27 protein-coding genes are annotated in these 23,098 nt (G+C 34.4%); 21 read left to right on the top strand and 6 right to left on the bottom strand.

Translation table 11 applies throughout. From position 1 onward, the window contains the following. The first annotated feature begins 85 nt into the window (after positions 1-85). The 8 genes from cotH (at position 86) to K5S59_RS06440 (ending at position 7,864) form a co-directional block, all read left to right on the top strand. Positions 86-1,162 (top strand): spore coat protein CotH, encoded by a 1,077-nt coding sequence (gene cotH, locus K5S59_RS06475; RefSeq protein WP_000937987.1) that lies wholly within the window; start codon positions 86-88, stop codon positions 1,160-1,162. Between the two features lie 105 nt (positions 1,163-1,267). Continuing rightward, complete coding sequence (locus K5S59_RS06470) at positions 1,268-1,885, top strand: NUDIX hydrolase N-terminal domain-containing protein (RefSeq protein WP_000216930.1); 618 nt, start codon at positions 1,268-1,270, stop codon at positions 1,883-1,885. Between the two features lie 104 nt (positions 1,886-1,989). Beyond that, on the top strand, positions 1,990-2,592 hold the full coding sequence (gene uptA, locus K5S59_RS06465) for an undecaprenyl phosphate transporter UptA (protein WP_000881202.1): 603 nt from the start codon (positions 1,990-1,992) through the stop codon (positions 2,590-2,592). A 96-nt stretch (positions 2,593-2,688) separates the two neighbouring features. Continuing rightward, a complete protein-coding gene (locus K5S59_RS06460) occupies positions 2,689-4,068 on the top strand; it encodes a putative polysaccharide biosynthesis protein (protein ID WP_002071458.1) in 1,380 nt (459 codons plus the stop codon). 184 nt (positions 4,069-4,252) lie between these two features. Further along, the gene (locus tag K5S59_RS06455; protein WP_000932392.1) at positions 4,253-5,194 is read left to right on the top strand and encodes a magnesium transporter CorA family protein; all 942 of its coding nucleotides are present in this window, start codon (positions 4,253-4,255) and stop codon (positions 5,192-5,194) included. Positions 5,195-5,392: 198 nt separating this feature from the next. After that, on the top strand, positions 5,393-6,289 hold the full coding sequence (locus tag K5S59_RS06450) for a permease (protein ID WP_000418724.1): 897 nt from the start codon (positions 5,393-5,395) through the stop codon (positions 6,287-6,289). A gap of 3 nt (positions 6,290-6,292) precedes the next feature. Further along, positions 6,293-7,162 (top strand): TIGR03943 family putative permease subunit, encoded by an 870-nt coding sequence (locus K5S59_RS06445; protein WP_000488035.1) that lies wholly within the window; start codon positions 6,293-6,295, stop codon positions 7,160-7,162. Between the two features lie 195 nt (positions 7,163-7,357). Continuing rightward, positions 7,358-7,864, top strand: coding sequence for an acyl-CoA thioesterase (locus K5S59_RS06440; protein ID WP_000141166.1), 507 nt, complete (start codon positions 7,358-7,360; stop codon positions 7,862-7,864). 126 nt (positions 7,865-7,990) lie between these two features. Here K5S59_RS06440 and K5S59_RS06435 read toward each other — a convergent pair whose 3' ends face one another. After that, the gene (locus K5S59_RS06435; RefSeq protein ID WP_000505094.1) at positions 7,991-8,077 is read right to left on the bottom strand and encodes a YjcZ family sporulation protein; all 87 of its coding nucleotides are present in this window, start codon (positions 8,075-8,077) and stop codon (positions 7,991-7,993) included. A 160-nt stretch (positions 8,078-8,237) separates the two neighbouring features. Between K5S59_RS06435 and cls the strand changes: the two genes are divergently transcribed. The 4 genes from cls to K5S59_RS06415 all read left to right on the top strand — a co-directional run bounded on the left by cls (position 8,238) and on the right by K5S59_RS06415 (position 11,142). After that, positions 8,238-9,422: a cardiolipin synthase gene (gene cls, locus K5S59_RS06430; protein ID WP_120449877.1), complete on the top strand. Its 1,185-nt coding sequence runs from the start codon at positions 8,238-8,240 to the stop codon at positions 9,420-9,422. Positions 9,423-9,453: 31 nt separating this feature from the next. Further along, entirely contained in the window at positions 9,454-9,912 is a 459-nt protein-coding gene (locus K5S59_RS06425; protein WP_000340555.1) for a spore coat protein, read from the top strand. A 187-nt stretch (positions 9,913-10,099) separates the two neighbouring features. Continuing rightward, a complete protein-coding gene (locus K5S59_RS06420) occupies positions 10,100-10,276 on the top strand; it encodes a hypothetical protein (protein ID WP_002071461.1) in 177 nt (58 codons plus the stop codon). 245 nt (positions 10,277-10,521) lie between these two features. Next, positions 10,522-11,142: an NAD(P)-dependent oxidoreductase gene (locus tag K5S59_RS06415; protein ID WP_000861618.1), complete on the top strand. Its 621-nt coding sequence runs from the start codon at positions 10,522-10,524 to the stop codon at positions 11,140-11,142. A 24-nt stretch (positions 11,143-11,166) separates the two neighbouring features. On the opposite strand, the gene K5S59_RS06410 is transcribed toward K5S59_RS06415, so the two are convergent. From K5S59_RS06410 to K5S59_RS06400, 3 genes are all read right to left on the bottom strand, one after another. After that, the gene (locus K5S59_RS06410) at positions 11,167-11,649 is read right to left on the bottom strand and encodes a DUF456 domain-containing protein (RefSeq protein ID WP_120449879.1); all 483 of its coding nucleotides are present in this window, start codon (positions 11,647-11,649) and stop codon (positions 11,167-11,169) included. A gap of 1 nt (position 11,650) precedes the next feature. Further along, positions 11,651-12,958: a hemolysin family protein gene (locus K5S59_RS06405; protein ID WP_098258724.1), complete on the bottom strand. Its 1,308-nt coding sequence runs from the start codon at positions 12,956-12,958 to the stop codon at positions 11,651-11,653. Positions 12,959-13,166: 208 nt separating this feature from the next. Further along, positions 13,167-14,036, bottom strand: coding sequence for a hypothetical protein (locus K5S59_RS06400; protein ID WP_000055287.1), 870 nt, complete (start codon positions 14,034-14,036; stop codon positions 13,167-13,169). Between the two features lie 244 nt (positions 14,037-14,280). Between K5S59_RS06400 and cbpA the strand changes: the two genes are divergently transcribed. The 4 genes from cbpA (at position 14,281) to K5S59_RS06380 (ending at position 17,645) form a co-directional block, all read left to right on the top strand. After that, positions 14,281-14,928 carry a cyclic di-AMP binding protein CbpA gene (cbpA, locus tag K5S59_RS06395; RefSeq protein ID WP_001220517.1) on the top strand — a complete coding sequence of 216 codons (648 nt, stop codon included), beginning with the start codon at positions 14,281-14,283 and terminating at the stop codon, positions 14,926-14,928. A gap of 436 nt (positions 14,929-15,364) precedes the next feature. Then, the gene (brnQ4, locus tag K5S59_RS06390; RefSeq protein WP_418656664.1) at positions 15,365-16,702 is read left to right on the top strand and encodes a branched-chain amino acid transport system II carrier protein BrnQ4; all 1,338 of its coding nucleotides are present in this window, start codon (positions 15,365-15,367) and stop codon (positions 16,700-16,702) included. A 68-nt stretch (positions 16,703-16,770) separates the two neighbouring features. After that, on the top strand, positions 16,771-17,100 hold the full coding sequence (csaA, locus tag K5S59_RS06385) for a chaperone CsaA (protein WP_001263030.1): 330 nt from the start codon (positions 16,771-16,773) through the stop codon (positions 17,098-17,100). Positions 17,101-17,117: 17 nt separating this feature from the next. Further along, entirely contained in the window at positions 17,118-17,645 is a 528-nt protein-coding gene (locus K5S59_RS06380) for a DUF1572 domain-containing protein (RefSeq protein WP_000351100.1), read from the top strand. Here the strand turns inward: K5S59_RS06380 and K5S59_RS06375 are convergent. Together K5S59_RS06375 and K5S59_RS06370 are read right to left on the bottom strand one after the other, a co-directional pair. Further along, positions 17,618-17,923: a permease gene (locus K5S59_RS06375; RefSeq protein ID WP_120449881.1), complete on the bottom strand. Its 306-nt coding sequence runs from the start codon at positions 17,921-17,923 to the stop codon at positions 17,618-17,620. The genes K5S59_RS06380 and K5S59_RS06375 overlap by 28 nt on opposite strands. Before the next feature lie 4 nt (positions 17,924-17,927). Beyond that, a complete protein-coding gene (locus K5S59_RS06370; RefSeq protein WP_000770743.1) occupies positions 17,928-18,224 on the bottom strand; it encodes a hypothetical protein in 297 nt (98 codons plus the stop codon). Between the two features lie 89 nt (positions 18,225-18,313). Between K5S59_RS06370 and spoIIP the strand changes: the two genes are divergently transcribed. The 5 genes from spoIIP (at position 18,314) to K5S59_RS06345 (ending at position 23,074) form a co-directional block, all read left to right on the top strand. Next, the gene (gene spoIIP / locus K5S59_RS06365) at positions 18,314-19,468 is read left to right on the top strand and encodes a stage II sporulation protein SpoIIP (protein ID WP_001079294.1); all 1,155 of its coding nucleotides are present in this window, start codon (positions 18,314-18,316) and stop codon (positions 19,466-19,468) included. Positions 19,469-19,691: 223 nt separating this feature from the next. Beyond that, positions 19,692-20,189 carry a GNAT family N-acetyltransferase gene (locus K5S59_RS06360; protein ID WP_000617580.1) on the top strand — a complete coding sequence of 166 codons (498 nt, stop codon included), beginning with the start codon at positions 19,692-19,694 and terminating at the stop codon, positions 20,187-20,189. An 11-nt stretch (positions 20,190-20,200) separates the two neighbouring features. Then, a complete protein-coding gene (locus K5S59_RS06355; protein ID WP_000747713.1) occupies positions 20,201-20,941 on the top strand; it encodes a M15 family metallopeptidase in 741 nt (246 codons plus the stop codon). A gap of 23 nt (positions 20,942-20,964) precedes the next feature. Next, positions 20,965-21,411, top strand: coding sequence for an NUDIX hydrolase (locus tag K5S59_RS06350; RefSeq protein ID WP_000217582.1), 447 nt, complete (start codon positions 20,965-20,967; stop codon positions 21,409-21,411). Between the two features lie 187 nt (positions 21,412-21,598). Beyond that, positions 21,599-23,074: an amidase family protein gene (locus K5S59_RS06345; protein ID WP_098258720.1), complete on the top strand. Its 1,476-nt coding sequence runs from the start codon at positions 21,599-21,601 to the stop codon at positions 23,072-23,074. Positions 23,075-23,098: the final 24 nt, after the last annotated feature.

Below are 23,098 nucleotides of genomic sequence, written 5' to 3'. Positions count from 1 at the left end.
TTTTATATAAATGGATGATAGCGGATGTATGGACAAGACAAGGCGCATACATTGAATGAAGAGAACTGAGAAGGGATGAGAAAACATGCTACCTTCATATGATTTTTTTATTCATCCAATGTACTTAGTGGAATTAAAAAAAGACATTTGGTCAGACAGTCCAGTGCCAGCAAAATTAACTTATGGAAAAAAGAAGTATGATATTGATATCGTATACCGGGGTGCTCATATTCGTGAATTTGAGAAAAAGTCTTATCATGTTATGTTTTATAAACCGAAAAAATTTCAAGGTGCGAAAGAGATTCATTTAAATTCTGAGTTTATGGATCCGTCTCTCATACGAAATAAATTATCTTTAGATTTTTTTCATGATATTGGTGTACTTTCACCAAAATCACAACATGTATTTATAAAAATTAATGGTCAAATTCAAGGTGTATATTTACAGTTAGAATCAGTTGATGAAAACTTTTTGAAAAATAGAGGATTACCGAGTGGTTCTATTTATTATGCGATAGATGATGATGCGAATTTTTCTTTAATGAGTGAGAGGGATAAAGATGTTAAGACTGAGCTCTTTGCGGGTTATGAATTTAAATATTCGAATAAAAATAGTGAAGAACAGCTGAGTGAATTTGTATTTCAAGCAAATGCTTTGTCGAGGGAAGCTTATGAAAAAGAAATTGGAAAGTTTTTGCATGTTGATAAATATTTACGATGGTTAGCTGGCGTTATTTTTACACAAAACTTTGATGGTTTCGTTCATAACTATGCACTATATCATAACGATGAAACAAATTTATTTGAAGTGATACCGTGGGATTATGATGCGACTTGGGGGCGAGATGTACAAGGGAGACCACTTAATCATGAGTATATTCGCATTCAAGGCTATAACACGTTAAGTGCAAGATTGTTAGATATACCTGTATTTAGAAAACAATACCGAAGTATTTTGGAAGAAATACTAGAAGAACAATTTACCGTTTCGTTTATGATGCCGAAAGTTGAAAGTTTGTGTGAAACGATTCGTCCATATTTACTACAAGATCCATATATGAAAGAAAAATTAGAAACATTTGATCAAGAAGCTGATATGATCGATGAATATATAAATAAAAGAAGAAAGTATATACAAGACCACTTACATGAATTGGATTAATTTTGAAAGAGATTGGAACATTATCAATCTCTTTTTTTGTATAATAAAGATGTATTAATTGAATTGAAGTAATATTTACTTAATAAAGAATGGAGATGTGGAAACATGACAGTTAAGTGGGTTGATTGGGTAAAACAAATACAAGCTATAGCCCAAGCGGGTTTAACGTATTCTAAAGATGTGTATGATATAGAGCGTTTCCAACAATTACGGGATATTTCCATTTCCATGATGTCACATTACACAAAGACAGATTGGGAAGTTGTAGAGAAGTTATTTGCAAATGAGACAGGCTATCAAACACCAAAAGTTGATATTAGAGCAGTCGTTTTTCAAAATGAAAAGTTATTATTTGTGAAAGAAAAAAGTGATGGGAAATGGGCATTGCCAGGTGGATGGGCTGATATCGGCTATACGCCAACAGAAGTAGCAGCAAAAGAAGTTATAGAGGAGACGGGTTATGAAGTGGATGATTTTAAACTATTCGCTATATTTGATAAAGAAAAACATCAACCATCGCCTTCAGCAACACACGTATATAAAATTTTTATTGGCTGTAAGATTATTGGTGGCGAAAAGAAAACGAGTATTGAAACAGAAGATGTGGAGTTCTTTGGTGAAAATGAATTGCCTAATTTATCGATTGCTAGAAATACCGAAGAACAAATTAAAGAAATGTTTGCCTTTATGAAAGAACCTCAGAAAGAAATATTAATAGATTAATCATGCTTATGCCAATCATATTGTTGAAATGAAGATATTGGCAGAATGCAACCTTTATGTAATAATGGGATGGTATGTGAAGAAAAAAGGAGATAGAAAATAAAATGTTAGCAAGCATAATAGATCAGTTATTGCAATTTTTTGCAAGCTTAGGTTACTTTGGAGTAGCGCTAGCTTTAATGATTGAAATTATCCCGAGTGAAATTGTACTTTCGTATGCTGGATTTTTAGTAGCGGATGGTAAAATTAGTTTTGTCGGTGCAGTTATCGCCGGAACTATTGGTGGTACTTTAGCCCAAATCTTTTTATACTGGCTTGGATATTACGGAGGGCGTCCAGTTGTAGAGAAATATGGGAAATATCTACTTATTAATAAACACCATTTAGACATAGCGGAAGGTTGGTTTAAGCGTTACGGAGCAGGAGTAATCTTTTCTGCACGCTTTATTCCAGTCGTACGTCATGCAATCTCTATTCCAGCAGGATTAGCTAAAATGCCATTAAAACTATTTACACTGTATACAGTAGTTGCGATTATTCCATGGTCAATACTATTTATATACTTAGGTGAAAAGCTTGGTGGGAATTGGCGACACATTAAAGAGTATGCATCTGATTACACACATTACATAATTATAGGAGCTGTTCTTTTTGTTGCTTTATACTTCGGTTTGAAGTATTTCAAAAAGAAGAAAGCAGCGCGTTAAAGTCAATGATTTTTCATTGGCTTTTTTATTTGTTTCGGTTCTAAAAAAAAGGAGTTGTCCATAATGTGTAATAATAAAGCGTAGCGGAGGAATGTGATGAAAGGGTCACCGTTTATACGTGGAACGATATTTTTAACGATGGCAACGATGATATCTAAAATGTTAGGGTTTATATATGTTATACCATTTACAGCAATGGTCGGTACGAGTGGGTACGTTTTATACACGTATGCATATCGTCCATATACGATTATGCTCAGCATTGCGACGATGGGACTACCACTTGCCGTTTCAAAAATGGTATCAAAATATGATCAACTGAATGATTATCATACGGTTAAGAGAGTGCTAAAGAGCGGTATCTTTTTTATGTTAATAATGGGAGTAATCTCATGTTTTACGCTATATATATTAGCTCCACATTTAGCTAAACTTGTAATCGATGGAAATGATCAAACGGGGAATAGTGTAGCAGCGGTCACTACTAATATCCAAATTGTAAGTTTTGCGTTAATACTTGTACCGGTAATGAGTTTATTAAGGGGATTCTTTCAAGGGTTTCAATCGATGGGGCCTTCTGCTTTAAGTGTAGTTGTTGAGCAGTTTTTTAGGGTCTTAACCATTTTAATAGGAAGCTTTGTCGTTTTATATATTTTAAAAGCTTCTATCTCGCTAGCAGTTGGTATTTCAACGTTCGGTGCCTTTATGGGAGCGATAGGTGGATTAACTGTTTTAAGTGCGTATTACATAAGAAGGAGAAAGCACTTAAAGAAAAAAGAGATGGCAAGTATACCGCAAACAACGAAATCTTTCTTCTCACTGTATAAGGAGCTCTTTACATATTCAATACCGTTTGTTGTGGTTGGTTTAGCAATTCCGTTGTATCAGACGATTGATACATTTACAATTAATAAACTACTTATACAAATAGGGTATATGCAAGGAGAAGCGGAGAAGATAAATGCAATAATTGGTCTTGTTCAGATGGTTGTACTCATCCCAGTTTCCGTTGCGACTGCTTTTAGTATGTCTCTCGTACCTGAGATGACAAAAGCCTATACAGCAGGGAATGTGAAGTTACTGTACAAACATTTTACGAGAACGAATGTATTAGTAGTAGGTATTACGGTACCAGCGGCGATTGGAATGATGTTGTTAGCAAAACCAGTATATACTCTTTTATTTGGTGCCGGAAATGATCCGGAGATGGGGAGAGTTATTTTACAGTATTATGCTCCTGCCTGTATACTATTTTCGCTTTTTACAGTAACAGCTGCGATGTTACAAGGAATTAACCAACAACAGAAAACAGTGCTAGGATTAGTAATTGGCATTATTGTAAAGATAGTTTTAAATATCGTATTGCTTCCGTATTTCGATTATGTAAGTTTTATTATTTCAACATACGCTGGTTATACGATTTCAGTTGGCTTTAACTTGTGGATGCTTTCTAAATATGTTATAAAGGCAACATAAGCTTTTTAAGGCAGAGAGCACTCTGTCTTTTTCTTTGTTTAGAATATTTTTCTTATAAAAACGTTTTCAAAATAATTTTTCTATTGAAATTTAAACGTATGTTTCATATGCTGAGAATGGCGGTTCAAAAACTGTTCTGTAAGAGAGGTAGATTCCTACATGTAAAAAGAATCGGGGTGATAGTATGTTAAATATTTATTTAACAGACCGAAACGGAAAACTACAAGAGGTTGAGGAAATGCAAAAGGGTTGCTGGATTAATGTACTTCATCCAACGGAAGAAGAAATTCAATATCTAGTACAAACTTTAAATGTAGACTTAGATTTCATTAAAGACCCTTTAGATGATGAAGAACGCTCTCGTATTGAAAAGGAAGACAATAATACCTTAATAATCGTGGATATTCCAACAGTTAGACATGATGAAGAAGGAAATTCGATTTATGACACGATTCCAATAGGTATGATTGTAATGCCAGATTGCTTTGTGACAATTTGTTTAGAAGAAAACCCAATTTTCGAACGCTTTATTAATCAACGTATTAAAGAATTTTATACGTTTAAAAAGACACGCTTTGCACTTCAGCTCTTATATACGATTTCTACTTATTATTTAAGATACTTAAAGCAAATTAACAGAAAAACAATCGATTTAGAGCATCAATTAAATAAGTCGATGAAAAATAAAGAGATTTTCACATTGCTAGGCCTTGAAAAAAGTTTAGTTTACTTTACAACATCATTAAAGGCGAATAAAATTGTAATTCAAAAATTAATGCGTAACAGTACATTTTTAAAAATGTATGAAGACGATCAAGATTTATTAGAAGATGTATTAATTGAAAATAAACAGGCGATTGAAATGGCGGAAATATATAGTCACATTTTAAGTGGAATGATGAATACTTTTAGCTCCGTTATATCAAATAATTTAAATAGTGTTATGAAACTGTTAACGTCTATCACAATCATTTTATCGTTACCAACGATGGTTTCTAGTTTCTTTGGAATGAACGTAAAGGTTCCGTTTGAAGGGGAAGCACATGGTTTTGTAATTGTACTCATAATATGTGTAACACTATCTTTCACATTAGCGTTTGTTTTTTGGAAGAAACGTTACTTTTAACGAGAAGAAAGCTGCTCTAGCATAGTTGTGTAACTGCGCTAGAGCAGCTTTTTTGCTATGAAATCCAAAGTTTTGAATAGAATATAACTTATAAAATGTAATGTATCTGAAAGGTAGGAATTCCGTATAAGCCTTGTCCAATTAATAAAATAGGGTTAAAATTACATATTGTTAATGAAAAGTTGGAGGAAATACATCATGGAATTGTTTCAATTACCGAAAGCATTCCTGCAAATGAATACAATCTTTATCTCTATTTTGATCGAAGCACTTCCTTTTGTGCTCATTGGTGTATTTATTTCAGGATTCATTCAAATGTTTGTGACAGAAGATATGGTAGCAAAATGGATGCCGAAAAACCGATTTCTGTCTGTTTTAATGGCTACTTTTTTAGGTATGATGTTTCCGGGTTGTGAATGTGGAATCGTTCCGATTGTAAGGCGGTTAATCGGAAAAGGGGTTCCACCATATGCCGGGATTGCATTTATGTTAACTGGGCCAATTATTAATCCGGTCGTATTATTTGCAACATACGTTGCCTTTGGAAGCAGTATGCACATGGTATGGTATCGTTCTATTGTAGCGATTATCGTAGCAATTATCGTTGGAATTATATTATCATTTATGTTTAAAGAACATCAATTAAGAGATGATCACTTCCCAGAAGTGAATCATAAGCGTCCATTACGTAAAAAAATGTGGGATGTATGTACGCATGCTGTTGAGGAATTTTTCTCGATGGGAAAATATTTAGTATTAGGTGCGTTAATTGCAGCGGCAGTTCAAACGTTCGTACAAACTTCAACACTTCTTGCTATAGGACAAGGGCCGTTTTCTTCACCAGCTGTTATGATGGGACTTGCTTACATTTTATCACTTTGTTCAGAAGCGGATGCATTTATTGCTTCGTCATTCCAAAGTACATTTTCAACAGCATCACTTGTCGCGTTCCTCGTATACGGACCGATGGTGGATATTAAAAATATGTTTATGATGCTTGCAACATTTAAAACGAAATTTGTAATTGTCGTTACAGTTACAGTTACACTTGTTGTTTATGCAAGCTCACTACTCATTTATGCGATGGGGTGGTAGGTTATGTTTCGAGCATATATATTATTAGGTTTTACAATCTTAATCGCGCAGCTTCATATTTCAGGTAATATTACGAAGTATATCAATATGAAGTATGCCTATTTATCAAAAACAGCAGCTATTATTTTAGGTTTTTTAACGGTCGTTCAAATTATTATCGTTTTCCAAAAAGAACATCAAAAAGAAAAAGAACAGCACAATTGTGGTTGCGATCATAGCCATTGCGGGCATGATCATTCGAAAGATGAAAATACTTGGTGGAAAAAAGCATTTTCGTACACATTATTTTGTTTTCCGATAGTCACAGGATTGTTTTTCCCGATTGCAACATTAGATTCGGACATTGTTAAGGCGAAAGGGTTTCATTTTCCAGTAGCACAAGCAGAAAGTAAAGATCCATTTATGACAAGGCAATTTCTAAGACCTGATACGAGTATTTATTACGGGAAAGAAGGATACCGTGGTGTAATGGAGAAAGGGAAAAAAGAGTTTGTTACGAAAGATAGTATTACTTTAAAAGATGAAGATTTTCTAAAAGGGATGGAAACAATTTATAATTATCCTGGTGAGTTTACCGGGAAAAAATTATCTTTTAAAGGGTTTGTTTTCAAAGATGATTCTTCTCAAAAAGAACAATATTTCTTATTCCGTTTCGGTATTATACATTGTGTAGCGGATTCAGGTGTATATGGTATGTTAGTGAAAAAACCAGAAGGGGTAGAATGGAACAATGATGATTGGATTCAAGTTGAAGGAGAGATATCAACGGAATTTTATCAGCCATTCCATGCGAACATTCCTGTTTTAGAAGTAACAAAATGGAATAAAGTTGAACAGCCGAAAGAACAATATGTATTTAGAGGAGCCGATTGATTACATCGGTTCTTTTTTGTGGACTAAGAGTTCTGAATGTTGTTAATATTAAACGTGTAGTGATAGTAAGCTCATACCGTTCTAGTGTTAATGGGAAATGGAACTCTTACCGAACTTCTTTGCTCCAGCCGAATTTTGTGGTGGGAGTCTTAATGTCTGCAAATAGCGGATTAAATAATCAAAGAGGTGATAACAATGACTGAAGTAAAGGGAAAAACAGCTAATGAATCCAGAGTGTTTAAAACGAGCCGAGTATTTCCAACAGATTTAAATGATCATAATACGCTATTTGGTGGAAAGATATTAGCCGAGATGGATATGGTTGCTTCTATCTCCGCAACGAGGCATGCAAGAAAAGAATGTGTGACAGCATCTATGGATTGGGTAGATTTCTTACATCCTGTTCGCTCTTCAGATTGTGTTAGTTATGAATCCTTTGTAATTTGGACAGGTAGAACTTCTATGGAAGTATTTGTGAAAGTAGTAGCAGAAGATTTAATTTCAGGTGAGAAACGTATAGCAGCAACATCATTTGTTACATTCGTTGCACTTAGTAAGGACAATAATCCAGTTCCAGTTCCTCGAGTAATCCCCGAAACGGAAGAAGAGAAAGAATTACATCGCATTGCTGTGTTACGTGCAGAACAACGTCATATACGTAAGGCGGAGAGTAAGAAAGTAGCCACATTACTAACTTTTTGAGTTGAATATGTAGTCGTTAACGGTATTATAACGGACTGAAATGTTTTTCATATGAAAAGCGGACACCTAAAAATAGGTGTCCGCTTTTATAGTTTTTTCATCCACATATCATATGACGATAACTACTTAGCAGAAGCAAGCAGCACCGACGATGATTAAGAGGATAAATAATACGACTAATAGCGCGAATCCATTACCATGTGCGAAGCCCATTGTTATTTCCTCCTTTTATTTTAAGATACAACATACAATATGCAAATGAGCTATCGTTTGCTATGGACATATATCATGTAATGACATATTTTCTTGAATGATAATGTATTAAAAAAGGGAAGATATAGAAATAACAGTAAATGGAGAAAGGAAAATATCCATGAAACACTTTTTCGCTGTACTCCTTTTTTTAGTAGGTGTATTCATTTGGATGAACATCGATTTGGAAATGGGGAAAAAAATGGCTAGTGAATATGAATTAGGACAAGTTCGATTAGGTGATTTTCAACTATATACAAACGGCGAAGAGTTATATAAGAATTTATTTGAGGATATACGTAATGCAGAAAAGTACATATATATCCATTTTTATATTGTAGGTAAAGATGAAATAAGCCAAGAATTTTTGCAGTTACTCGAGAAAAAGGCATCGAGCGGAGTAGAAGTGAAATTGTCAGTCGATCGAATAGGTGGATATAAGCTGAAGAAAAAGATAATTCGTCAACTAAAAAGAAATGGTGTCCAGTTTACGTTTAGTAAAAAGCTTAAACTGAAACATGTATTCTATTCATTGCATCAACGGAATCATAGACGCATTGTTACGATAGATGGGAAGGTATCATACGTCGGCGGTTTTAATATTGGAAAGGAGTATCTTGGACAAGATCCGAAATTTGGTCCGTGGCGTGATTATCATATACGAGTCAATGGCAATGGTGCTATGGATATGGAAAGAAAATTTGCTGCTGACTGGAAAGAAGATACAGGAGAAAAAATGCCTGTAAATGAAAGTTTACCTGCGATAGGGAATGTGAAATATCAATATTTATTTTCAGATGGAAAAGGTTTATGGGAGAAATATGGAGCGCTTTTAAAGCAGGCTAAAAAGTCTTTAATTATTGCTACGCCATATTTTGTACCAAGTAAAGAAATGATGAATGAGTTAAAAGATGCATTACATCGTGGTGTCAATGTGAAAATTCTCGTACCATTTAAAAGTGATGCGGTATTGTTAAAACAAGCGGCTTATCCGTATTTGAAAGATATGGACGACGCTGGAGCGGAAATTTATCAATATCGGAATGGTTTTTTTCACGGGAAAGTAACAATCATTGATGGAGAAATTGTCGATATAGGTACAGCGAATTTTGACAATAGAAGTTTTTATTTAAATTGTGAATCTAATTGTCTCATATATGATAAAAAAGTTGTTGCTGACGTATGGAACCGATTAAAAGTAGATTTTCATAAATCAAAAAGATATTCGAAAGAAGATTTTGAGAAAATTAGTAAATGGGATTGGTTTTTAGCAAGAATAGCAAATGTTATAGCATCATATTTATAACATATAGACAAAAGAGAAGGGAGGCACTTTCATGGATTGTATGAAAGAATTAATGAGGTATAGTTATATGCTTATATATAAGGTTGGGGAGTATACAGGAAAGGTAAGAGACGAAGAATTAAAGGAGCTATTACAGCAGCATTTACCTTATATGCTGCAAGCATATAATGAACAAGTGAATTTTCAAGAAGGAGAGAATGTACAGCATATAACTTGTGAACCAATTTCATTTCATTTTTATGAAAACGAAAATGCAAATGATAGTAAATATACAGGGGATGTCCATATTGCAACTTGTTATATTTCGCATTTAAAACGGTTAGCACTAAAGTTCGCTCAAGTGGCGGTTGAAGTTGCGAATCCAGAATTCCGCTCGTTTTTAGAAAATTGCTTCCTGAAAATGAACCGTTATGCCTATAGTGTATGGCAATATGTTGTGAAGAAAGAGTATAAGATTAAACATGTATATGAAAATGAGAAGTTTGCATAAGAAACTAAGGCGGAAAGATAGGCGCCTTAGTTTCTTATTTTTCATGGAGAAAAAAAGAATAGGAGTCTATGTCTATTATCAGAAAATTTACAAATATTTACCGTTTATTTACTATTTTTCAATCTTTCCTTTAAAAATAGAGAGTAATATGGGATTGTACATATTCTATCTAAAGGAGGAAACGCAAATGAACAAATGGGTTAAATCATTAACTGCTATGGCACTTGCAAGTTCTTTATTAATGGTAGGTTGTAGTAAAGGTGAGGACAAGAAGAAAGAAGACGATACAACACAACAAGAGGACAAAAAGGATAAAGAAACAAGTGGAACTGAGAAGTCTACGGATTCTAAAGAAAAGAAATAAAGTAAAAGTTTAATCAGTGGGGGGCATCCCCCACTAATTATTAGTTGAACCAATCGGGCTTTAACGGGCAGTTGATCCCCACTTAACTTCTTTGTTTTTACTGAATTTTGAGGTAGGGTCTTACTGCCCGTTAAGGCGGGGTAAAATAATAATAGAGCTTCCTCTTATATATGAGGAAGCTTTTTTGTTGTAAATTGAGTGAGATTATTGAAAAATAGAGAAAGAATGAAAAAAGGGGGAAACAAATGAAAGTATGTATATTGGGAGCAACTGGGCGAGTAGGTTCAAACATAATAAAATTAGCATTAAAGGATTTAGCTGAAGTGACTGCATTAGCGCGTGATGTAAATAGAATGGAAATACATCATGAAAGGTTACGAGTTATAGAAGGTAATGCATGGAATGAAAATGATATAAAGAAAGCGATAGAAGGAAGCGATATAGTAATTAGTGCACTTGGAACGGATCAAAATGGGACATTAGCGAAGAGTATGCCACTAATTATAAAGCAAATGAAAGAAGAAGGCATTCATAAAATCATTACAATAGGAACAGCTGGTATTTTACAAGCAAGAACAAATTTAAATTTATATCGATTTCAATCAACTGAATCAAAAAGGAAGACAACAACCGCAGCAGAAGATCATTTAGCTGCATATAAGATACTTAGTCGTAGTACTTTATGTTGGACGGTCGTTTGTCCGACGCATTTAATAGACGGTGATGTGACAGGGGTATATCGAACTGAAAAAGATGTACTACCGGAAGGGGGAGCGAAAATAACAGTTGGTGATACAGCGCAATTTACGTGGAATCTATGTAGTGAAAACGAATATGAGAATAGTCGAGTAGGTATTTCTTATTAAAAAACCATCCCGAGATTGGGATGGTTAAAAGATGATATAACATACAAATATGATAATCATTATAATTTGGAGAATGGCTTTCGCTACTGTACTGCTTAAAAAACCGACTACAGTAGCAACTCCTACTAGAAAGGCGTCTTTTGGCGCTTTTTTATGCATGAGTTCTGTAATAAATACTGATAAGAACGGTATGATAATTAAACCGAATGGTGGGAAGAAGAAAGACCCGACAATGATAGAAATCATACCGACACGTTCGCCCCATTTAGAACTCCCGTATTTCTTTAGGAAATATCCATTTGCAATAAAATCAGCAACGAAAATGAAAAGTGTGAAAATGACTTGAATAATCCAAAAGGAAGTTGTTAGTTCTCCGCCATTTATACCAAAATGGTAAATGAAATATCCAGCCCATACAGCAAGGATGCCAGGAATGATAGGGTAAATAAAGGCGAGAAATGAAACAATGAAACAGGCAATGATACAGATTGTAAATAATACTGTCACTTTATAACTCCTTCTTCGTGTCTAATTTATGTACCGCAATTTTTTTTACTTGATGTCCATCAAGTTCTAGTGCTTTAAATTGAAAACCGGCAAATTCAATGAAATAACCAGCCTCAATATTTAAGTCCACTGCTTGAGAGAGGAACCAGCCTCCAATTGTATCTAAATCGCTATCATCAATATGTAGGCCAAACATATCATTTACTTCAGAAATGAGTACCTTCCCATCTAAAACAGTAAGCTTTGGCGTACGTTTTTCAATCATAGGTGATTCATCCGCATCAAACTCATCTTGAATTTCTCCAATGATTTCTTCAAGAATATCTTCCATTGTTAAAAGTCCAGCCGTACCACCATATTCATCCATAACGATTGCCATCTGAACACGATTCTTTTGTAGATGTACGAGTGTTTTGCGAATTGGAACAGTTTCAAATACAGTTAATACTGGATGTATGTAAGATTCAAGTGGCTTATGAATGCCTTTTGTTTGATCGTGAAAAACTTCTTTCGTATTGATCATACCGATAATATCATCTTTATCTTTTTCGATGATCGGATAGCGTGTGAACTTTTCAGTTGCGACGATATTCATATTTTCTTCTAACGTGTTTTCAGTAGATAAGCAAATCATTTCTGTACGAGGGACCATAATTTCTTTTGCAACTCGGTCGTCAAATTCAAAAATATTATTTACATATTTATATTCGGTTTGGTTTATTTCACCGCTTTTAAAACTTTCACCTAAAATGAGTCGTAGTTCCTCTTCAGAATGGGCCAGTTCATTTTCTTTCGCAGGCTCTAAGCCGAGTAATTTTGTGAAAAAGATAGCTGCACTATTAAGTAACCAAATGAATGGATACATAATTTTATCAAATAAAATAAGTGGCCGTGCAAACTTAAGTGTGATTGCTTCTGCTTTCTGAATTGCGAAAGACTTTGGAACTAATTCACCTAATACAACATGGAAAAATGTAATAACACTAAAAGCAATAATAAAGGATAAAGTATTCGCCATTGTTCCAGTAATATTAATCTTTTCAAAGAGCGGTCGTAGTAAATGTTCAACAGTCGGTTCACCAAGCCAACCAAGCCCTAAAGAAGTAATCGTAATCCCGAGCTGACAAGCTGATAAATAAACATCTAAATTAGATATGACACTTCTTGCAGCTAAAGCTTGTTTATTGCCTTCATTTGCAAGCTGGTCAATTCGACTTTTTCGTACTTTTACAACAGCGAATTCTGATGCAACGAAAAAGCCGGAAATTAGGATAAGTACAAAGATGAGAAAAATATTTAATATGTCCAAGTGTGTTCTCTATTCCGTAGTTTGGAATAAAGATGTCACCTCCTGCAATTATGTTATGCTTTTATAATAAATCCAAATGAAAAGAATAGTCAAAGAAAAAGGGTAAATATTGGTATGTTTCTGCAATAGTTTTTGAATGTGCTGTTATTTTGTCCGCTATACAAAAGGAATAACCCCCTACTTTCAGATTCTAGAGGGTTATTTCGCATTAAGATTTTGGAATACTTCTCGTTAAAGCGTAGGATTGTTGTTTAAAGTGGTTTGTCGTCCATAGTGTTTGAAGAAAAGAGAGTATGCAATACGGGATATACAAAAGTAGTAAGCTTATTGTAACAATTACAGGTGCATTTCCGCCGAATTGAACGATAAATTGTAATAGTCCGCTTGCGTGAAAAACGCATTCCATAAAAACGAATGAAAGAATAATGGAACCTAGAATAGATTTATGATTTGAAGTAAGCGCCAAAAACAATGTATCTACAAGGAAAGAAGATTGTTTTATTTCATATTCATTTCTGTTACTTAAGAAAGGGACCCATTTTTTTATTGCTTGCATAACGATAATCATGGAAGTACTACAAACGATGATAAAAGATGAGTAGTAGGGAAGTTTTATAAATTTTGCGATGTATAGGAGTAGAAATAAGACTGAGCATTGTAATAATACAGTACAAAAAGAGTACGGTATCCATCTTAATAAAGAAGTGAACTTCTTAACAGAATGAGGTACTTTAAAAAATAAATGGCCGATCCCTAAGCTGATGAAGAATCCGATCGCAAGAGTAAAGGTAAAACGAACAATCGATACAAAATATATTTCCCATATGTAAGGGAATAACGGTGTTGTATGATTAGAAGTATGAACCATCTGATTTGCTGAGAAAAAGATAGATTCGTGCATCCAATCAATCTTTGGAATTGTCATAGAAGAAAGTTGTGCGAAGTTATGGAAAATGCTTATAAAGCCAGTTATGTATGAGTATTTATGTGTAATGAATAAAGCAGGGATAGGACTAATGATAAAAATAATGAGAACACCGACGATAAATTTACATATATGTGAGCGCAATAAAGACATGTAATCACCTACTCTTAGAATATTCAGAAAATTCTTATTCTTATTTTAGCTTTTTTCTGTGTAAGTTACAATATATTTTTCTTAAAGAAGTTTAGTATTGTAGGGGATATAAGTGAATGAAACGTGAATAAATTATGACAAGAAAATGAATAATTTTCAGAAAAGTAAAATAAATTGTTTATTTTTTTCTGAAAATATAATATAGTTATGGCACAGAAAGTATTTTAACATAAGGAGGCTGTTTATGAGGATTAAAGGGAATTATGTGCCGAAAAGGGAAGTTTTATTTTGCTCAAGTTCAATGACAATAGGGGAAGCACTGGGGCATTTAAATAAAACTGGCTATCGTTGTGTACCAGTTTTAGATGAAAAAAAAGAGAAATATTTAGGGAATATATATAAAGTAGATATTTTAGAATATAAAGGTTCGCTGGAAGAGAGTGTATTACAATTATTAAACGATAAAGAGGGATATGTCAGAGAAGATTCTTCGTTCTTTAAGGTATTTTTTACAATAAAAAAATTACCTTATTTATCAGTGGTTGATGAAAAAGGAGTCTTCCTTGGAATTTTAACGCATAAAAAAGTTTTTGAGTTGTTAGAAGATGCTTGGGGCGTTCATTCTAGTAAATATTCTGTCATGATTGGAACACAAGATTATAATGGGGCCATTCAAAAATTATCAACAGTATTAAAAAAATATACAGGTATCCAAAGTTTAATGACTTTTGATAATGATGCCTTATTAGTTCGTAGAATTATGTTTACATTAGGAGAAGAGTTTAACGAAGGTGAATTAGAGACATTATTGAAAGATTTAGAAGATCATGGATTTAGAGTTGTGTATGTGGAAGAGATGAAAAATCCACGTGAAGTTGAAACGATAGAGTGACATGCAAAAGCCATCTAATTATGTTGGGTGGCTTTTGCTATGTTGCGTGCATAAAGTTATTTGAACATAATGGTGGGATAAAAGGTGAGATTGTAACAATATTTGTGTAAAAGAATAAAAAATGTAGATAATTTTGATTTTCAAAAAAATCAATTTGAAAATATGTTTTTATTTTTCAACTAAATATGTTACTATATGTGTGATAAAAACAAAGAGGTCTGACAACTATACTCCACGCAATACCACTCTAATGGGTTAAATATTCAAAAAAATCAAAAATTAATAGTTAGAGTAAGAATAAGGGGAATGGAGAAATTATGGAGAAAGACACTGCTTTGTAAGGGGCATATTTTATCATCTTGAGCAGAGAGGAGGATGCATAGCATATTGTGAAAATAGAGATAAACAATGAAAAAGTGCTATGCAAATGAAAAGTATGAAGGGACGTTTAAGGCCAGGTGATACGGTAGCGATTGGTTTAATGCTATTTGCACTATTTTTAGGAGCGGGAAATTTAATTTTCCCACCAGTTTTAGGGCAACAAGCTGGAGAGAATGTTTGGGTTGCTACAATTGGATTCCTTGTAACGGGAGTCGGATTACCCCTATTAGCTGTAACAGCTGTCGCGTTTGTAGAGGGGGACTTGAAAGCGCTATCTTCTAGAGTTCACCCTATATTTGCGTTTATTTTTCCATTGATTAGTTATTTAGCGATTGGACCATTTTTCGCGATTCCGCGTACGGGAGCCGTTTCATTTGAAATGGGTATGAAGCCATTTCTATCAGAGGCATTGGTTTCAGAATGGTACATGCTGTTTCTATTCACGATAGTTTTCTTCGGAATAACGTGGTATTTATCATTAAATCCATCTAAATTAGTGGATTGGTTCGGAAAATTTCTTACACCATTGTTAGTATTGATTGTTGCTGTTATTGTCGGAAAGGCAATTATTGATCCAATTGGAGAACCAGCTGCGCCGCTAGCGGCATATCAAGAAAATGCTTTCTTTGGTGGATTTATACAAGGATATTTAACGATGGATGCAATTAGTGCTCTCGTATTTGGAATTGTCGTTGTACAAGTTATCCGCTCTAAAGGGATAAAAGAGAGTAGTGAAGTTGCAAAAATAACAGTAGTATCAGGTATTATTGCTGTACTTGGTTTAACGTTAATCTATTTATCACTTGCTTATCTTGGTTCAACGAGTACATCACTTGGTGTATCAGAGAATGGTGGGCTTATTTTAACGAATGTTGTAAATGAGTTATATGGAACAAGTGGTAAAATTTTATTAGGGGTTGTTATTATACTCGCTTGTTTAACAACTTCTGTTGGATTAACATCAGCTTGTGCAGGCTTCTTTACAAACTTATTCCCAAAACTTTCGCATAAAACGATTGTAACAATGGTATGTGTGTTTAGTTTAATTGTATCTAACCTAGGTTTAACACAATTAATCGCAGTTACTTTACCGGTGTTAATGGTCATTTATCCAGTTGCAATTGTATTAATTGTACTTTCGTACTTCCATAAATGGATTGGGAAGCGTAATACAATTTATATTGGAGCTATTTTAGGTGCATTGTTAATTAGTTTCTTTAGCGGTTTAGAAAGTGCGAACATTAAAATTGACGCGATTTCTAACGTGTTACAAATGTTACCATTATATAAAGAAGGAATAGGATGGTTAATCCCATCATGTATTGGCGGGATTCTCGGTTTCTTCTTCTATAAATCAAATGAATCAAGTGAACTACAAAAGAAAGGTGCTTAGGCGCCTTTCTTTTTTTAAAAAGGGGATTTTAGTATTTTGTCTAAGTAATAAATGGGAGGAATGATAAAATGGCTAATTTTGAAGATTTTTTGACTTTGGATATAAGAATTGGAACTGTAATCTATGCAGAGGAGTTTAAAGAAGCGAGAGTTCCAGCGATTAAACTGAAAATTGATTTTGGAGAGCTTGGAGTTAAGCAGTCAAGTGCTCAAATTACGAAGAGATATACCCCAGAAGATTTAATCGGTCAGCAAATCGCTGCTGTTGTGAATTTTCCGCCAAAACGTGTAGCTGGATTTAAATCAGAAGTACTTGTTTTAGGAGGAGTACCTGAAGCTGGTGATGTCGTATTACTGCAGCCGAATATGGAATTACCAAATGGAACGAAAATTAGTTAGTGTAAAGGCGGGGGAACATGGATATTGGACGAGAATATTTACAATGTGCCATTTCAAATTTTAAAGCAACAAAGAAACAAGGGGAACGGGTACTTTCGCAATTATCGCATGAACAGATTGAATGGTCCTCTCATGAAGCAACTAATAGCATAGCGGTTATCATAAAACATCTGAACGGAAACATGCGTTCTAGATGGACGGATTTTTTAACATCTGATGGTGAAAAAATAGATCGTAACCGAGATGCTGAATTTGAAGGTGGCTATCATTCTAAGGAAGAGGTACTCACAGTATGGAATGAAGGATGGGAATATGTTTTTAAAACGATGAATGTCCTAACGCCGGAACATTTATTACAGACGGTATATATTCGCGGTGAAGCACAGACTGTTATGCAAGCAATTGAAAGACAAATTTCTCATTACGCTTTGCATATTGGACAGATTATTTACATCGGTAAAATGTTAAAAGAAAATGAGTGGGAATGTTTAAGTATTCCGAAAGGACAGTCTGCACTTTATTTAGAGAAAAAACGTTCAACATAATAATAGGAAAGAAACCGATATAGAATAGGAAACAAAAAAATAAGCCAAATGATAGATGGCTCTGTAAACATAAGAATGCTGCCAAAAATAAGTCCATATATAATAAGAAAGAAATTAAAAAGTGTATTCACAGGAATAAATCGTGAGAGGAACACTTGCTGTCGTTTAAAACAATCACCGTGAAATAAAAATAAGCGGAAGTACGATGTGGCAGTAATAAGATCTTTCTTTCGCGCAATTCTTTTTTTGCATATATGACAGATGAATGGTGGTTGCATTTCATTACGCTCCATTTTTCATATTTGTAATCATGTAAGACAAAAGTAAGTATAAAGTGTATATTCCTATATACGCTCCTGATATAAGAAAAAATGGATTTAGTAAAATACCGTGAATGCTTGTCATGAAAACTAAATCTTGTATTAAAACATCATATATATTAATAGAAATAATTGTACCGAGTACATAAAGTGCTAAGTACGCTAAAATATGCAAAGCAATACGGATTGTATGATGCTTAGCAAGCCAATAAAAAATAAATGATAGTACAATGGGTAATGTTCCTATTAGTAGCTTCAATTCATTTCACCTCATAAACAATATAGCCGGAATTTAGACGGTCTATTCTCTAGAGCTTGTACATAACTTGGAATAGAGAGGGTGATAGTATGAATCGAGGCTTTTTTTATGTGAAATTCACAAGTGTACGTAAGTTAGTTTTATTTATTATTGCTACAGTACTAGCGACTTTCTTTCTTATTAGTATGATGGTAACTTCTATGAAAGAGACAAAGTCAACGTATTTATATAATTGGTTAAATGAGCTATCGATGAATGGTTACATGTACGTTCTTGGGAAAGAGAATCATTATTTTACACAAGAGTATCGAAATTTAAATCAAGATTTTTCGATTTCTTCTTTTCTCTTTTCGATGGCTACGAATATTCGTTTTAACGATGTACGCAGTTTTGTTGGCAAAGAGCTACCTGGTTTTGGTAAGTACGATACAGAAATTGTAATTGCGGGTGAAGGGACAAATTATTCTAACTTACCGATAGAGTCGAGCGTTCCACTTGAAGAAGTAGTAAAAGAACGAACTGGTGAAGGTGGACAGGCTCAAAAGCCAGATACGAACAAAGAGAAAAAGCAACCGGCTCAAACGACAGGAAAAAGACAAGTTGCGTTTATTTATCATTCGCATAGTTGGGAATCTTATTTGCCGTTACTTAATTTAGCAAACGATCCAAATGCGAATAAAGCGACCAGTTCTGTTACGAACATATCAATAGTGGGCGATCGATTTCGTGAACAATTAGTAAGCGAAGGGATCGGAGCTACTAACGACAAGACAGATATCGGTCAAAAGTTGATTAGTAAAGGGTTAAATAGTAATAGTTCTTACAAAATGTCACGGGAAATTGTACAAGAAGCAATGACTGGCAATAAAGAATTGCAGTACTTTTTCGACTTACACCGTGACAGTGCTCGGAAGAATGTTACGACAAAAACCATTGGCGATAAATCATATGCGAAGCTTGCATTTGTAATAGGGAAAGGAAACAAAAACTATGAAAAAAACCTGCAATTAGCAACAGCTTTACATGAGACGATTAGTAAGAAGTATCCAGGAATGAGTCGTGGTGTCATTCAAAAAGGATTCCAAACAGGAAATGGTGTCTACAATCAAGACTTATCCGGGCAAGCAATATTAATTGAAGTTGGTGGCGTAGATAATACGGAGGAAGAACTAAATAGATCGATTGATGCCCTTGCTAAAGCGTTTGGTGAATATTTCTGGCAGGCAGAAAAGGTGAATGGATAAAGTGAAACATAAATGAGTGGGAGAGTTTGAAAAAACGTGAGTGTAAAGCTTGCGTTTTTTTGTCATGATGAGATGTCACAGAATAGACATAATTTGTCGTTGCTATAGTAATATCGAAATTTGTCAAATTATACTGGGAGATTTACAAAGGGATTTTCAGGAAAATAGAGAAAATCTTTTTACAAGGAAAACTTTTTATTATGAAACTGGCAGGGTGATAGAAGTGATTAGGGAGATCAAAATAGAAGATGCAGCACCATTTTTGCAATTAAGTAAGAAATTAGATGAAGAAACGAAATTTATGTTATATGAACCAGGAGAAAGAAGATTTACAGCCGAGCAACAAGAACAAATGATTCATCGCTTTATAGAAAATAAGTATGCAACGATATTTGTAGCAGTTAAAGATGAGAGAATAGTAGGGTTTATTTTAGTGAATGGAAATCATATTCAAAGAAAAAGACATGTAGCAGGTATTGTAATTGGTATTTTGCAAGAGTATAGCGGGCGAGGTATTGGGACGAGATTGTTTAAAGAGGCTGAGAAGTGGGCAAGATTACATGATGTATGGCGTTTAGAATTAACGGTAATGGCCCACAATACAAGAGCTCAGGCACTATATACAAAAGCTGGATTTGAGAAAGAAGGTGTCAAAAGAGCTGCTCTTATTATCGATGGAGAGAACATCGATGAGTATGAAATGGCCAAATTATTAAAATAAGAGGTCGTTATATGAAAAAAAGATGGACACTACTTGGTATCATAGCGATGATACTCATTGTTGGAGTAGCAGGAATCAATTATAAAATGTATAAGGATAAGCAGGCGCGTGAGGTAAATGTAAATAACATATTTCCAAAAGCGAAAGAAACGATTGCGAATATGGATGGAGATATTGCGGTAATTAGTAATCCAAATTCGATGCTTGTGCTTGTGAATAAAAATAGGCGTTTACCAGATGGATATAGACCGCCAGATTTAGTTATTCCGAAAGTGCGTTACTCAAGTGAAGGTGATCAAGAAAAGAAAAAAATGAGAAAAGAGGCAGCAGGTGCGCTTGAGGAAATGTTTCAGCAAGCTGATAAGGAGGGCGCTTTTCTTTTTGCGGTTTCTGGATTTAGATCTTTTGATCGACAAAAAGCATTAAATACGATGTATAAAAAACAAGATGGAGAAGCAAAAACAGCGATGTCTAGCGCAGTTCCTGGAACAAGTGAACATCAAACTGGACTAGCTATGGATATTACATCTCAATCTGCTAAGTTTCAATTAGAGACAATTTTTGGCGAAACGAAAGAAGGGCAGTGGCTTTCTGAAAATGCCCATAAATTTGGTTTTGTCATTCGATATACAAAAGAGAAAGAATCGCTTACAGGTTATCGATATGAACCATGGCATGTGAGGTATGTGGGAAATCCACAAGCTACATATTTATATGAAAATCAACTGACACTTGAAGAAGTAACGCAGTGAACAATTGAGGGGAGAGAAGGATTATGACGGTGTTATATAAGAAAAAAGTACACGCATATGTAACAAGAGAAAAAGAAGGAGTTATGCAACTGCTTGTTTTTAAACATCGTGATATACCTGAAGCTGGTATACAAATACCAGGGGGAACAGTTGACGAAGGGGAAACATTAGAAGCGGCGCTTTTACGTGAAGTACAAGAAGAATCTGGATTACGCCATTTATGCATAGAAAGATTCCTAGCCGATTACATCATACTTGTGAAAGACAAAAAAGAATATCAAAAGCGCCATTTCTTCCATGTAACGTTACTAACAGATGTAAAAGATGATTGGGAACATATTGTAAGTGCTGGTGAGGAAGATGAAGGTTTAGTATTTTGCTACGAATGGATTGATATTGCAAAATGCCCTGAATTAGCCGGGAAACAAGGGGAGTTTTTACATTTGCTAGATGAGGTATGTGTAAAGTAGTAAAAGAGTCTGAAGCGAAGGTGAACTCGTTTCAGACTTTTTATATTTTTCAGGAAATAAAAGGTTTTTACATTGGTAAGTTGAATTCTTTTAATTGGATTGTAGTTGTATATGCGAGGAGCGGAGAAAATGAACAAGTAAATAGATACATGATATCAATAAAAGGCTTTATAGAAGGAGAATGAAGATGGAGATTCAGTTCAACACACAATTACAAAAAGAATTAACAATTCATGAAATACAAGTAGCGATGGAAGCTGGACAATTAACTTCAAAAGAATTAGTTATGTATTATCTTCATAGAATTGCAAAATATGATCAAGACGGACCAAAAATTAATTCTATTTTAGAAATCAATCCAGATGCTGTTTTTATTGCAGAAGCGTTAGATTATGAAAGAAAGATAAAAGGTATAAGAGGTCCATTACATGGTATACCTGTTTTACTTAAGGACAATATTGAAACGAATGATTCCATGCATACAAGTGCAGGTACGATTGCCTTGGAACAAAATATTAGTAGTGAGGATGCATTTCTCGTTACGAAACTGAGAGAAGCAGGAGCAATCATAATAGGAAAGACAAATATGACAGAATTAGCAAATGCAATGTCATTTGACATGTGGGCTGGATATAGTGCCAGAGGTGGACAAACAATAAACCCTTACGGTACAGGTGAGGATGATATGTTTGTTGGTGGCTCAAGTACAGGATCTGCGATAGCAGTTGCTGCTAACTTTACAGTAGTATCTGTTGGAACAGAAACGGATGCTTCTATATTAAGTCCAGCTGTTCAAAATTCTGTAGTCGGTATTAAACCGACTGTCGGTTTAATTAGTCGTAGAGGCATTATTCCGTTTACGTATTCGCAAGATACAGCAGGTCCATTTGCGAGAACAGTAACAGATGCTTCTATTTTGTTAGGGAGTTTAACTGGGGTAGATGAGAAGGATGTAGCTACTCATAAAAGTGAAGGTATAGCAGAACATGATTATACAAAATATCTTGATGTTAATGGCTTACATGGAGCGAAGATTGGTGTATATAGCAATGCGCCAAAAGATTATTATGAATCTGGTGAGTATGATGAAAAATTGTTTAAGGAAACAATTGAAGTATTGCGTAGTAAGGGAGCAACAGTAGTAGAAAATATTGATATTCCTTCTTTTCATAGAGAATGGAGCTGGGGAGTTCCGCTTTATGAACTAAAGCATAGTCTAGATAACTATCTTTCGAAATTACCTTCTACTATTCCGGTGCATTCTATTTCAGAGTTAATGAAGTTTAACGAGAACATAGCAGAAAGAGCTTTGAAATATGGGCAAACTAAGTTAGAAGGAAGAAAAGATTTTCCCAATACGTTAAGAAATCCTGAATATATAAACGCAAGATTAGAAGATATATATTTTTCGCAAGAACAAGGTATTGACTTTGCACTGAAAAAATATAATCTCGATGCGATTCTATTCCCTTCCTATATCGGCTCCACTATATGTGCGAAAGCAGGTTATCCATCTATAGCGATACCGGCGGGATATATGGATAACGGGAGACCGTTTGGAATTACTCTTGCAAGCACGGCTTTTTCTGAGGGGATCTTGATTAAACTAGCATATGCTTTTGAACAAGCGACAAAACATAGGGAGATTCCGGGTTTGTCATAAATAGAATAAAGTAAAAAGGACAGG

Source organism: Bacillus sp. BML-BC051 (genome assembly GCF_019656175.1).
GTDB classification, from domain to species: domain Bacteria; phylum Bacillota; class Bacilli; order Bacillales; family Bacillaceae_G; genus Bacillus_A; species Bacillus_A mobilis.
Note: the sequence above shows the minus strand (reverse complement) of the source record. Positions and strands in the feature narration are given on the sequence as shown.